General features: G+C 54.1%; 11 protein-coding genes. 4 read left to right on the top strand and 7 right to left on the bottom strand.

What is annotated here, in order from left to right; all coding sequences use genetic code 11:
- Positions 1-97: 97 nt before the first annotated feature.
- From ACYVHC_RS02490 to ACYVHC_RS02475, 4 genes are all read right to left on the bottom strand, one after another.
- Positions 98-1,348, bottom strand: coding sequence for a 3-deoxy-D-manno-octulosonic acid transferase (locus ACYVHC_RS02490; RefSeq protein WP_460612079.1), 1,251 nt, complete (start codon positions 1,346-1,348; stop codon positions 98-100).
- Between the two features lie 197 nt (positions 1,349-1,545).
- Positions 1,546-2,184, bottom strand: coding sequence for a peroxiredoxin (locus ACYVHC_RS02485; RefSeq protein WP_460612078.1), 639 nt, complete (start codon positions 2,182-2,184; stop codon positions 1,546-1,548).
- A 121-nt stretch (positions 2,185-2,305) separates the two neighbouring features.
- Positions 2,306-2,761 (bottom strand): Fur family transcriptional regulator, encoded by a 456-nt coding sequence (locus ACYVHC_RS02480; RefSeq protein ID WP_460612077.1) that lies wholly within the window; start codon positions 2,759-2,761, stop codon positions 2,306-2,308.
- A 126-nt stretch (positions 2,762-2,887) separates the two neighbouring features.
- On the bottom strand, positions 2,888-4,192 hold the full coding sequence (locus ACYVHC_RS02475; protein WP_460612076.1) for an amino acid kinase family protein: 1,305 nt from the start codon (positions 4,190-4,192) through the stop codon (positions 2,888-2,890).
- Between the two features lie 152 nt (positions 4,193-4,344).
- Between ACYVHC_RS02475 and fbp the strand changes: the two genes are divergently transcribed.
- Positions 4,345-5,373, top strand: a complete 1,029-nt coding sequence (gene fbp, locus ACYVHC_RS02470) for a class 1 fructose-bisphosphatase (protein ID WP_460612075.1) — start codon at positions 4,345-4,347, stop codon at positions 5,371-5,373.
- 76 nt (positions 5,374-5,449) lie between these two features.
- On the opposite strand, the gene ACYVHC_RS02465 is transcribed toward fbp, so the two are convergent.
- The 3 genes from ACYVHC_RS02465 to yihA all read right to left on the bottom strand — a co-directional run bounded on the left by ACYVHC_RS02465 (position 5,450) and on the right by yihA (position 7,264).
- Positions 5,450-6,070, bottom strand: coding sequence for a DUF5606 family protein (locus tag ACYVHC_RS02465; RefSeq protein WP_460612074.1), 621 nt, complete (start codon positions 6,068-6,070; stop codon positions 5,450-5,452).
- A 31-nt stretch (positions 6,071-6,101) separates the two neighbouring features.
- The gene (locus ACYVHC_RS02460; protein WP_460612073.1) at positions 6,102-6,572 is read right to left on the bottom strand and encodes an energy transducer TonB; all 471 of its coding nucleotides are present in this window, start codon (positions 6,570-6,572) and stop codon (positions 6,102-6,104) included.
- 74 nt (positions 6,573-6,646) lie between these two features.
- Positions 6,647-7,264: a GTP-binding protein gene (gene yihA, locus ACYVHC_RS02455; RefSeq protein WP_460612072.1), complete on the bottom strand. Its 618-nt coding sequence runs from the start codon at positions 7,262-7,264 to the stop codon at positions 6,647-6,649.
- Between the two features lie 449 nt (positions 7,265-7,713).
- Here yihA and ACYVHC_RS02450 point away from each other — a divergent pair, with 449 nt between their 5' ends.
- The 3 genes from ACYVHC_RS02450 to porT all read left to right on the top strand — a co-directional run bounded on the left by ACYVHC_RS02450 (position 7,714) and on the right by porT (position 11,591).
- The gene (locus tag ACYVHC_RS02450) at positions 7,714-9,972 is read left to right on the top strand and encodes an OmpA family protein (protein WP_460612071.1); all 2,259 of its coding nucleotides are present in this window, start codon (positions 7,714-7,716) and stop codon (positions 9,970-9,972) included.
- A 129-nt stretch (positions 9,973-10,101) separates the two neighbouring features.
- The gene (gene ubiE / locus ACYVHC_RS02445) at positions 10,102-10,830 is read left to right on the top strand and encodes a class I SAM-dependent methyltransferase (RefSeq protein ID WP_460612070.1); all 729 of its coding nucleotides are present in this window, start codon (positions 10,102-10,104) and stop codon (positions 10,828-10,830) included.
- Positions 10,779-11,591: a porin family protein gene (porT, locus tag ACYVHC_RS02440; RefSeq protein WP_460612069.1), complete on the top strand. Its 813-nt coding sequence runs from the start codon at positions 10,779-10,781 to the stop codon at positions 11,589-11,591. The genes ubiE and porT overlap by 52 nt, the downstream gene beginning before the upstream one ends.
- Positions 11,592-11,597: the final 6 nt, after the last annotated feature.

Raw genomic sequence — 11,597 nt, 5'->3', positions numbered from 1 at the left:
CTGATGACGTTGTGACGGTTGGAAAAGCAAGCCTACGGGAAAAAGCGCAGGGTAAAGTACTAGGGCAACAAGCGGGGGCAACCACTGGCTCTCCAATTCAGGGCTGCACTTTTCCTTCCAGCCAGTTCATGATTTTGCCGGTTGCGCCGCTGTGGTCGTGCACGTAGTCTAGGCTCAGGTCCTGCACCGTCAGACGGGCTTCCTCGCGGTGGTACAGCGGTCCGAAGGCCGTCAGGAGCTCATCAGCGGTAGAAATTGGGAAGGCACAGCCCATTTCTACTAGGTCTTGCGCCTCCTGAAACTTGTAGTACGTAGGCCCAAAGAAGAGGGGCAACCCAAATGCTGCCGCTTCCAGCGTGTTGTGCAGGCCTTTGCCAAATGCCCCCCCGATGTAAGCAAAATGCCCAAAGCGGTAGAGCTGGCTCAGCAGCCCCACGTTGTCCATCAGCAGTACCCGCGCCTCCGACACGGTATCGGCGTTGGCCTGCGAGTAGCGCACCACCCGGCCGGGCAGGGTCTGCTCTACCAGCCGCAGATTAGTTTCATTGATTTCGTGGGGAGCTACAATAAACCGCAGACTATCAGCATACTGCTGCAGGAGCGGAGTAAGCGCCGGCAGGTCTTCGGGCCAGCTGCTACCAATAATAAACACAGGAGCCCAGTCGTCGGTAAAGGCATCCACGAGGGGTAGGGGCCGAGACGCTTCTGAGGCTGTGTGCACTACCGTATCAAAGCGGGTGTCGCCAGCCACGCTGGCGTGCGTAATGCCCGCTGTGCGTAGCAATGCTACGGACGCTTCATTCTGGGTGAAGATGTGCGTAAAGCGGCCCAAGATGCGCCGAAAAAAACCGCCCCATGGTCGGAAAAAAGCTTGCTCGGGGCGGAAAATTGCCGATACGCACACGGTAGGCACGTTGCGGCGCTGCAACTCGGTCAGGAAGTGGTACCAGAATTCGTACTTCACGAATATAGCCAGCCTAGGCTGCACCAACTCCAGAAAGGTGCGGGCGTTTTCAGCCGTATCGAGGGGTAGGTAAAACACGTAAGCAGCGCCCGGCCAGTTCTTGCGCACTTCGTAGCCCGAGGGCGAAAAGAAGGTGAGTACAAGCTTATGCTGAGGGTAGCGCGCCAGGTACGCTTCCATCAGGGGGCGACCCTGTTCGAACTCACCCAGCGATGCGCAATGAAACCAGACCAGCGGCGCCGTTTCCTGCTGCAAGGCTTCCCGAATGTGCGCCAGCAACCCGCGCCGCCCCTGTACCCACTGCGCTGCTTTCGGCACAAAGGGCGCTACCAGCCGGAGCAGCAGGGCATACAGCGGGAGAACTAAAGAATATAGAAAACGCAACGTTGAAAACTAGGAAGAAGCCAGAGGGAGAAGTGCATCTGACCCACGGGCGGTTTACCGGCAAAGGTAACCTAGGAAAAATGCACGGCGCAAAAGTACGCGGTTCTGAGGCTTCCGCACGCTTCCACAAAAAAAGGCTCCGGCCGTGAAGCCGGAGCCTTTTAAGCAGTTGAATGCCAAAAGCTAAGTGAGGAAGCTTAGTGAGCCGCCTGCTTGCCGAGGTAGTTGGCTACACCCTCGCGGGTAGCATGCATAGCCTCTTTGCCTTCTTCCCAGTTAGCGGGGCACACTTCGCCTTTCTCCTCAAAGTACTGCAGCGCGTCCACCATTCGCATGGCTTCGTCGATGCTGCGACCTAGGGGCCCGTCGTTTACCACTTGGTGGCGCACGATGCCGTCTTTGTCGATCAGGAACAGGCCACGATACGCCAGGGGCGAGCCTACGAAGGTCATTTCGCCGGCTTCGTTGTAGTCGTAATGACCGCCGAGCACGTCGAAGTTAGCGGCAATCGTTTTGGTAGCGTCAGCTACCAGCGGGTACGTTACGCCCTCAATGCCGCCGTTGTCGCGGGGAGTTTGCAGCCAGGCAAAGTGCGAGAAGTGCGTGTCAGTAGAGCAACCGATAACGGCCACGCCTTTTGCTTCGAAATCGGCCAGACGATCCTGGAACGCTATGATTTCGGTGGGGCAAACGAACGTGAAGTCAGCGGGGTAAAAGTAGAAGATAACGTGCTTCTTGCCCAGGTAACGGTCGAGGGAGAAATCCTCCTCGAATTCGCCGTCGATAACGGCGGTAGCTTTGAACGAAGGAGCGCGCTTACCTACGAGAACTGCCATGTGTTTGGTAATGAAGTGAAAAAAGTGTGTTAAAAGAGAGAGGATATGAAAAGCGCGAAGCCGGTAGTATGGAAGAAGGCCAGCCGTAATGCCACAGCATTCTGGTGGTTTCCACTACGAGTTACTTCGTCACTTTACTACCCGTGATGTGCAGGGAGAAGGAGTGAGGCTGAAAGTCTTGCAGGCCTTTTGCCGCAAAAAACTCCCGAATCAGGGCATCGAGTTGTGGGTCGCAGTAGTCGATGATTTCCTGCGTGTTGGTGCAGAACAAGTGATGATGCTCGGTGCAGTCGGCATCATAGCGGCGGGAAGCGCCTTCGGCCGAGGCCACGCGGCGCGTGAGTCCTGCGGCCACAAATGAGTCGAGGGCCTTGTACACCGTGCCCAGTGAAATAGTCGGCTCCTGGCTGATTGCCTGCCGATGCACCTGCTCAGCCGTAGGGTGCCCCGGCAGGGTGAGCAGGCTTTCCAGGATGACAACCCGCTGACGAGTAGCGCGCAAACCGGCCCCTGAGAGGCGGGTTCGGACGTATCCGGCATCCGGAGCAGGCTGAAAAGAGTCAGAAATGTGGTTCACCAGACAAGAATAATTCTCCGCAAAGATACGTCAGTAAGGCGTAGCGGGGCAAAATTGTTTCCTTTTTGCCCGTTGTTCTGCTAACTCACTTGCACTTAGGAGGGAAGGTTGACGGGCTAGCAGCACCTAGTACTTCCTACTTTCGGACACTTCTGCTAGGCTGCCTCGACACACAAACTGAAACGTCTGGCGAGTGCGCTGCTCTACCAGCAAATCGCGGCCAGTAGTTAGGCGCTTTACGCTGGCGGTATCGTAATTCTTGATGGTATACAGCTCCAGGTCAGTATTGTAGTGGATGGTGAATTGCTCGCGTAACAGCCCCAGCAGCTTTTCCAGCCGGTACGCCGAAAAATCAGTGCACACCGAGAAGCTAATGGCGGAATTCTGCATCAGATGAATCTTGAGTCGCACTTGAGCTAGAGCGCCAAATATCACCTCTAGGTTTTCCTCTGAGATAAACGTGAGGTCCTTCGACTCAAAAGAGATAAGGCACTGGCTGGTTTTGCGGATGAAAGCAGGCACCAGCAGGCCGTGGCGGCAGTCATGAATGCGCGTGCCCTCAGCTGTAGGGTCAAGGAAAGATTTGACCAGCAGCGGAATGCCCCGTACGGCCAATGGCTTAATGGTTTTGGGGTGAATGACCGACGCCCCGTAATAGGCCATTTCAATGGTCTCTTGGTAGCTGATTTCGGGGTAGCGCACCGTGTCAGAGAATATTTTGGGGTCGGCGTTGAGCAGGCCCGCCACATCTTTCCAAATCGTCACGGACTCGGCTCCCAGACAATAGGCCAGAATGGCTGCGGTGTAGTCTGAGCCTTCTCGGCCTAGGGTGGTGGTGTGGCCGCTAGCGGTGCCGCCTAAAAAGCCCTGCGTCACGACGGGGCCATGCAGTAGCTGATCGGGGAGGGTAGCGCGCAGGTTGCGCTCGGTAGTGGGCCAGTCGACGCGGCCTTCGCGCCACGTGTGGTCTGTCCGGATAAGCGGGCGGCAGTCTAGCCACTGCGCCTGCAGGGCCTCGGCTACGATGCGAGTGGCCAATAGCTCACCAAAGCTTACTACCTGATCATACTGCTTATCGAACTCGCTGGGCACTAAGGTAGCCAGGCGGTCTTGCAGCTGCTCCAGCAACTGCTCTAGGGTTGATACTTCAGAGGAGGAGGTTGCGGCAGCAGTAAGGCCTAGTTCATGGGCAACTCCCAAGTGGAATTCGCGCAGCGAAGTTAGCGGTTCACTGTAGTCTTGCCCGGCATGGGCCAACTGAAAGAGCGCTTCCAGAGCATTGGTGGTCTTGCCCATAGCCGACACCACAATGAGCAATTGACCGCTTCCTCCATGATTGTGGACGATGCTGGCCAGATTGCGAATAGCCGCGGCATCTTTCACGGAGGCGCCGCCAAATTTGTAAACTCTGAGTTGATGCGGTTCTTGCATGGCCCAAATGTAGGGCGTCGCGGTGCTTTTTGCCTAGCCCCCTAGTGCTACCCAACCGATACCCGAGCAATTCATATTAAACGAACACTTACTGAGCCTACTTCGTCAAATTGGTTAATTTTGACCTTTCCCACCCCGTTTTTTTCCACCCTATGAACAATCACGACAAGCTGGCGCTGCCCGTTGGCACCACCCTGGACCGCTTTATCATGCGAAAACAGGAGGATTTTCCGTATGCCACCGGAGAGCTTTCGCAATTGCTGCGCGACATTGCCCTAGCTGCTAAAATCGTTAACCGTGAAATTAACCGCTCGGGCCTAATTGATATTGCTGGCGCCTACGGCAACCGCAACGTGCAGGGCGAGGATCAGCAGAAGCTGGATGTGATTGCCAACATCCGGTTTATTCGGGCACTGCGCAACGGCGGCGAAGTCTGCACCATCATCTCGGAGGAAGACGAGGAAATGATTCAGACCGGTAATACCCAGGGCAAGTATGTGGTAGCCATTGACCCCCTGGATGGCTCTTCCAACATCGACGTAAACGTGTCAATTGGCACTATTTTCAGCATCTACCGCCGCGTTTCGCCCACGGGCAGTGAAGGCAATTCCCAGGACTGCCTCCAGACGGGCACTCACCAGGTAGCGGCTGGCTACGTGATTTACGGCTCCAGCACCATGATGGTGTACACCACTGGCAACGGCGTGAATGGCTTCACCTACGAACCTTCCCTAGGCGAATTTTTCCTCTCACACCCTAACATTCATACCCCCAAGTCGGGCACTATCTACTCTATAAATGAGGGCGTGTCTGAGTCGTTTTCGGAAGGTATGAAGGGCTTTGTAGCGTATTGCAAAGAGCAAAACTACTCGGCCCGCTACATTGGCTCGTTGGTGGCTGATTTCCACCGTAACCTGCTGAAGGGCGGCATCTATATGTATCCGACCTCCAAAAAAGCGCCCAACGGCAAGCTGCGCCTCATGTACGAGTGCAACCCGCTAGCCTTTATTGTGGAGCAAGCCGGTGGCAAATCCAGCAACGGCCGTCGTCGTACGCTGGAGCTGGAGCCGCATGACCTGCATGAGCGGTGCCCCTTATTCATTGGCTCCCCCGAAATGGTAGACAAGGTAGAAGAGTTTCTGGCGGCCGAGTTTGCGCACGACGCCGTATTGAAAGGCTAGGTTGCCAAAAGCATTAAAGCCAAAAGGCCGCCCGGTTGTCCGGGCGGCCTTTTTAGTTGATAAAGGAGTAGTACACCTACTCCGATTTCTTTTTAGAGGCTTTCTTGGCGGGCTTGGCGTCGCCAGCTTCGGGGTTTTCCGCCGCATTGGTTTCCTCAGCTGCCGGAATGATGCCGGCCGTGCTCAGGGCTTCGTCAGCGGCCGGCTCGTCCTTCTTGCTAGCCTTCTTTTTGCCGGCAACCGGCTTTTCTTCCGTCGCAGCAGATTCAGCTACGGGTGCTTCATCTTCTTCCTGAGCTGGGGCCTGATACTCAAGGCGCTTGCTCACGGTGTTGTACCACTGCACCAGCTTCTTGATATCCGACATGTACACCCGCTCCCGGTCGTAGTCGGGCATAATTTCGCCCATGAACGCCGTTAGGTCCCGGTCATCCGACTTGTGGGTAACGGCCAGCTCAGCACCGTGCTTTTGGTAAATCCGGTCAAACACTTCCGACAGCGGAACCGTCTGGTCGTAATCCTGGGTGTAGATGGAAATTTCCTGGAGCAAGGACACCTTGTTGCGGGCCGAGGCTACGGAGCGGCTGCCTTTTCCGTCGAGGGCTTCAATGATAACGCCAGCGCGGGTAGGCTTCAGGAGGCGGTATAGACCGGGCATTCCGCTGATGGCGGCAATTTCCTTCAGGTCGTAGGGCATAAGAAAAGGATGCGTTGTTGAAAGTGCGAAGTTACTCAGTTGTGGCGGCTTGGCCCGGGGCCGGCAGCTTAAACGTCACGGGAAGGCTAGTAAGAATGGCGTAATCAGGCTTGTTGAACTTGAGCAGGCGCACTACGCGCAGAGCTTCCTCGCCGCAGCCGCCGCCAATTTGCTTTACCAGCTTAATGCCCGACATCGTGCCATCGGTATTCAGCGTGAAGCTCACAATGCACTGACCCTGAATACGGTTCCGGCGGGCCAGAATAGGATATTTCAGTTCCTTCTCAATGAAGGCATACATGGCCTCCTGTCCGCCGGGGTAATACTCTGCTACCGGAATGGCTTTGGGGCCACGGGCCGGTTCCGCTTGGGCCGGAGCATCGGCAGCGGCGGCCTCCGGAACCGGGCCGTCGGTTTTAACTTTTATTTTGGTTTTCTGGGCTAGCGCCGGGGCGGAGCAGGCCAGCAGGCCGAGGCCCAGGAAAAGGATGGTTTTTTTCATGTGAGAAACGCAGAGAAGACAAGTAAAGCTATGGCCTGATACGGCGGTTCGAGGCAGGCAATTACAGGGCCAATTTACGTATTATCGGCCTCTTGCGCGAGTTGCTGGTTTACTTCTTCAATGAACCCTAGTATTTCGTCGCGGCCTGTTTTTTCCTCTGCCGATGTCACGAAGTGCCTCGGCACTTCATCCCAGGTTTCCCCCATCTTGGCCAGGTAGGCCGTTACGTTCTGGTGGGTACGGCTGCCCGACTGCTTATCGGCTTTCGTGAACGCCATTACGAACGGAACTCCGGCCTCGCCGAGCTGCTCCATAAACTCCAGGTCAACGGCCTGTGGGGTATGGCGCGAGTCCAGGAGTACAAACACGCACGCCAGGTTTTCGCGGTTGCGCAAATAATAATTAATCATGCGCCCCCATTTAACCCGCGAGTCTTTACTAACCCGAGCGTATCCATAGCCCGGCAAATCAACCAAATACCAATTATTATTAATTATGAAATGGTTGATTAGCTGTGTTTTTCCGGGTAGGGCAGAAGTTTTCGCTAGCCCCTTCTGACCCGTAAGCATATTTATAAGAGAGGACTTGCCTACGTTGGAGCGGCCAATAAAAGCGTACTCTGGGAGCGTGGGGGCGGGGCAATCCTCTACACGAGTATTGCTCATCAGAAATTTTGCTTCCTGGATATTCATAGTCAAAACCGAAAACTGGAATGCAAAGGTAGATAATCAATACCCGTTCAGGTGAATCATAATTTTTTTGGGAAAAACCTTGTAGTTTAAGCAGTCAGACTATATTTGTGCGGTCAGCCATGGATTAAAGAAGGATTTTGCATAAAAAATGTAACTCCTTTATTTATCTGCTGCTTATAAACGCAACAAATTGGATGCGACTAAGTCCGTATTATAAAATTTCTATCTTTGCCCGCCAATTACACTGGCCTGGGCAGTGTTTTTGGTGAGTTAGATAAGCGAAAATGCCTCTTTTTTGGCATTTAGCTACTCTTTTTGCCAACCCGTGCTCAACCCTGAGACGGGTTTTCAGTATAAGAGGCAACTCTTGAAAAACGGCTTCCACATACGGTGTAAGACGCTTCTCATTTCCTCCTTCGCAACTCCATATTTCCCTAACCCCTCCACCAATGGACAATTTAGTCAGAAGGTTACTGCAAGTCTCGTGCACCTTCGCGCTGACGGCTGCTGTGGCCCAGCCTGCCTTGGCTCAAAGCACGCGCAAGCAACTGAAGACTGCTAACAAGTTTTTCAACCAGGAAAACTATCGGGCCTCCATTCCCTACTACGAGCAGGTGTTGGCCAAAGACCCTAACAATGCGCAGGCATTGTTCCGGGCCGGCATTTCTTACATGTCATTCGACAAGGAAAAAGCCAGCGACTATATCTACAAAGCGCAGCGTCTGAAAAAGAACGTTTCCAAGGACGTAGAATACTGGCTCGGTCGGGTTGACCACCTGAACTATAACTTCGACGAGGCAATTGCGCACTTCCAAGCGTATAATACCACGCTCAAGTCCAAGGACACCCGTAAGAAGGAATTGGCTCAGTTGATCCAGCACAGCAAAAACGCAAAAGTGCAGTTCAACAGCCCCAAGGATATCTTCGTGAATAACTTGGGCCCCACTATCAACACCCAGTTCTCGGAGCATAGCCCCGTAATCTCGGCCGATGATAAGCTGCTGCTGTTCACCTCACGCGGCGAAAACGTAACCGGAGCGGGCAACGCGGAAGGCAAAAAAGGAGGAAACCTGGCTTCTGACGGCGAGTACTACGAAGACATCTTCGAAGCCAAGCGCATTGACGACCAGAACTGGGAAAAGCCTCGCTCGTTGAGCGGTGTGCTGAACGGCAAAGGCCACGATGCTTCCATTCAGGTGTTCGATAACGACACCAAGATGCTGATGTATCGCCAGGATGAGAATGGCGACATTTTCTACACTGAGAAAGCAGGTGGTGATTGGACAGCTCCTAAGAAGCTGAACAACAACATCAACTCGAAGTCTTTTGAGTCAGACGCTTACATTACTCCCGATGGCCTAACCATTTACTTCTCAACCAGCAAATACTCGGAAGAGGGCACGCTGGACATTTACTACGCCAAGCGTCAGCCCGGCGGTGATTGGGGACCAGCTAAAACAATTGGTGGGGCAATTAACACGCCTTACGATGATGACAGCCCGTTCCTGAGCCCTGATGGCAAGACGTTGTATTTCGCTTCCCGTGGCCATAACACGATGGGCGGATACGATATCTTCAAGTCGGACTGGGATTCAATTGGCAACAAGTGGAGCCGCCCCGAGAACATGGGTTACCCCGTGAACACGCCGGACGACGACACGTACTACCGCCTGAGCCCTGATGGCAGCTACGCCTACCTTTCTTCGTACCGCATCGGTGGTTACGGTGAAAAGGACATCTATACCATCAACTACATCAAGAACGCCACCATCCGGGGCCGTGTGCTTTCCATGCGTGATAGCACCATCATCCCAGGGGTAGAGCTGGTGTTCAGCGGAACGCAGGCCGATAAAACGGCGCTCAGCTACCGTGATGTAACCAAGCCCGAAACCGGTGCTTATCAGGTAAGTGTGCTTTCGGGCCGTACCTACCAGGTAGCTGTGTCAAAAGATGGCAAGAACATCGAGACGCAGGAATTTGCCGTGCCTAACTCGTTCAACGACTCTACCGTTGTTGAAAAGGATTTCTACGTGAACTACGTAGATACCACTCAGAGCCTGTACGCACAGTTCAAGAAGATTTACTTCGATACGGACAAGTATAAGCTGCGCCCGGAGTCGATCAAGGAGTTGACGAACATCAGCAACATTCTGAAGGCTAACCCCGGCGTTAACATCTCGATTGAAGGCCACTGCGACTCGCGCAACACCGACGAGTACAACATTGTACTGGGTCAGAACCGCTCGGACGCTGCGTACAACTACCTGAAGAAGTCGGGTATTGCTGAGACGCGCATGGTGACCGTAAGCTACGGTGAGCGTCGTCCTGCTGCTCCGAACGATTCGCCTGAGAACATGCAGCTGAACCGCCGCGTTGAGTTCCGCGTGATTGTGAAGGAAGGTGATGCAGCTCCTCAGCTGACGAACCCTGCTTCCGGTGCTAACTCTACCAATTCAACTGGTACTACGGCTCCTGCTTCTTCGAACACGGTAACTACTACCCCCTTGGTACCTGGCAAGAGCAAGGCCAAGCTGCCCGACGGCACGAAGGTGAAAACCAAAGTGGACGAAGACAGCGACAAGGTGAAAGTGAAAACCAAAGGCGCCAACGACGAGAAAAGCAAGACCGTAACCAAAGACGGTACCATTGACTCGAAGGCCAAAGAAGCTGACGGTTCGAAAACTAAAGTGAAGACCGACAACGACTAATCAGTTGTTTGGAACCTAGGAAACGGGTCGGGCCAAAAGCCCGGCCCGTTTTTTTTCAACATAATGCTGGGTGAGCCGTTGTTATTGGGCAATTTTGCCTGAGTTACCCCGTTCTCTGCCCTAAGAAGTATGTCCGTAGTACCGTATAAAGATGATGCCGCCGGCAAAAAGTCACAGGTGGCCCAGATGTTTAATAGCATTGCTGGCAAGTATGACTTCCTGAACCACTTCCTGAGTGCGGGCACGGATATCTACTGGCGGCGTAAGGCTGTAAACGAGCTCAAGCAGCTACGGCCGGCTCGCGTGCTCGATATTGCTACCGGTACCGCTGATTTCGCCATTGAAACGCTACGGGCGGCAACCCCCGACGCGCAGATTACGGGCGTTGACATTTCCGAAGGCATGCTGGACGTTGGCCGCCGCAAGCTGCAGCAGAAGGGGTTGGGCCATCGTATTAAGCTAGAGCTGGGCGACTCCGAAAACCTGCCGTTTCCGGATAACCACTTCGATGCCGTGACGGCCTCATTCGGGGTGCGCAACTTCGAGAATCTGGAGAAAGGGCTGGCAGAAATGTGCCGGGTACTACGGCCGGGCGGAAAGATGGTAGTGCTGGAATTTTCCAAGCCTACGGCATTCCCCATGAAGCAAGCGTATAACTTCTACTTCAAGAATATTTTGCCGGTGTTCGGCAAACTGATTTCCAAAGACCGCGCCGCGTACACTTACCTGCCCGAATCGGTGCAGGCCTTTCCGGATGGTCAGGACTTTCTGGCGATTCTACGTAAAGTCGGCTTTACCTCTCCCGCATGGCAACCACTCACCTTCGGCATCAGCTCCATTTACACCGCTCAAAAATAACCCGCCTAGCCCTCGTTGCCCTGGCAACCGCCGCCCTTCCTTTCGGCGCTGAAGCCCAACGCAAAAGCCAAACCTCTGCCAACCGCAGCAAAAGCGGCCAAGTAAAATCGGTAACAACCAACAACCTGCCCGGCTACGATGAGCGCGGGCTGCACTTGGGTATGTACGTAGCGCCCAACTTTTCGCGCTACAAGATTGAACAGGCACCCGGCTTTCAAACTCAAGGAGTGTCATCCAACTCCATCATCAGCCCGGGGTTTTCAGTGGGCTTTCTGGGCGACTTCCGAATTACGGATTATGTAGCCCTGAACTTTGGACCGGGTGTGAGTTTTCTAACCCGCCGTGTAGAGTTTAAGGACCAAGGGTATACTAAGAAGTCCGACAACGACCCGGAGGAAATTGAGACCCAGGAAATAGCCAGCACCCAGCTTGATTTGCCGGTGATGCTGAAACTGAAGTCGCAACGTCGGCGCAACTCACGGGTGTATATCATCGGCGGTGTGAAGCCGAGCTTTAATATTGGCAACCGCCGCAAAGAGCCGGAAAGAAACCTGCTGCAGGCCCAGAGCAGCGACATTGCCATCGAGTATGGAGTAGGGATGGACCTGTTTTATCCTTTCTTCAAATTCTCGCCTGAGCTACGCTTTTCGCACGGCCTCATGAACCTGCACACTAACGGAACCGATGTGTACAGCCGCAGCCTGCAAAGCATGAAAAGCAATACCGTTACCCTGTACCTGAATATCTGGTCGGGTCGCTAACACTTT

It is taken from the genome of Hymenobacter seoulensis (genome assembly GCF_054780535.1).
Note: the sequence above shows the minus strand (reverse complement) of the source record. Positions and strands in the feature narration are given on the sequence as shown.

What these genes read in the sequence shown, in the direction of transcription:
- ACYVHC_RS02485 (WP_460612078.1), bottom strand. Translation starts at nt 2,184, where the DNA reads ATGGCAGTTCTCGTAGGTAAGCGCGCTCCTTCGTTCAAAGCTACCGCC.
- ACYVHC_RS02475 (WP_460612076.1), bottom strand. Translation starts at nt 4,192, where the DNA reads ATGCAAGAACCGCATCAACTCAGAGTTTACAAATTTGGCGGCGCCTCC.
- fbp (WP_460612075.1), top strand. Translation starts at nt 4,345, where the DNA reads ATGAACAATCACGACAAGCTGGCGCTGCCCGTTGGCACCACCCTGGAC.
- ACYVHC_RS02465 (WP_460612074.1), bottom strand. Translation starts at nt 6,070, where the DNA reads ATGCCCTACGACCTGAAGGAAATTGCCGCCATCAGCGGAATGCCCGGT.
- ACYVHC_RS02460 (WP_460612073.1), bottom strand. Translation starts at nt 6,572, where the DNA reads ATGAAAAAAACCATCCTTTTCCTGGGCCTCGGCCTGCTGGCCTGCTCC.
- yihA (WP_460612072.1), bottom strand. Translation starts at nt 7,264, where the DNA reads ATGAATATCCAGGAAGCAAAATTTCTGATGAGCAATACTCGTGTAGAG.
- ACYVHC_RS02450 (WP_460612071.1), top strand. Translation starts at nt 7,714, where the DNA reads ATGGACAATTTAGTCAGAAGGTTACTGCAAGTCTCGTGCACCTTCGCG.
- ubiE (WP_460612070.1), top strand. Translation starts at nt 10,102, where the DNA reads ATGTCCGTAGTACCGTATAAAGATGATGCCGCCGGCAAAAAGTCACAG.
- porT (WP_460612069.1), top strand. Translation starts at nt 10,779, where the DNA reads ATGGCAACCACTCACCTTCGGCATCAGCTCCATTTACACCGCTCAAAA.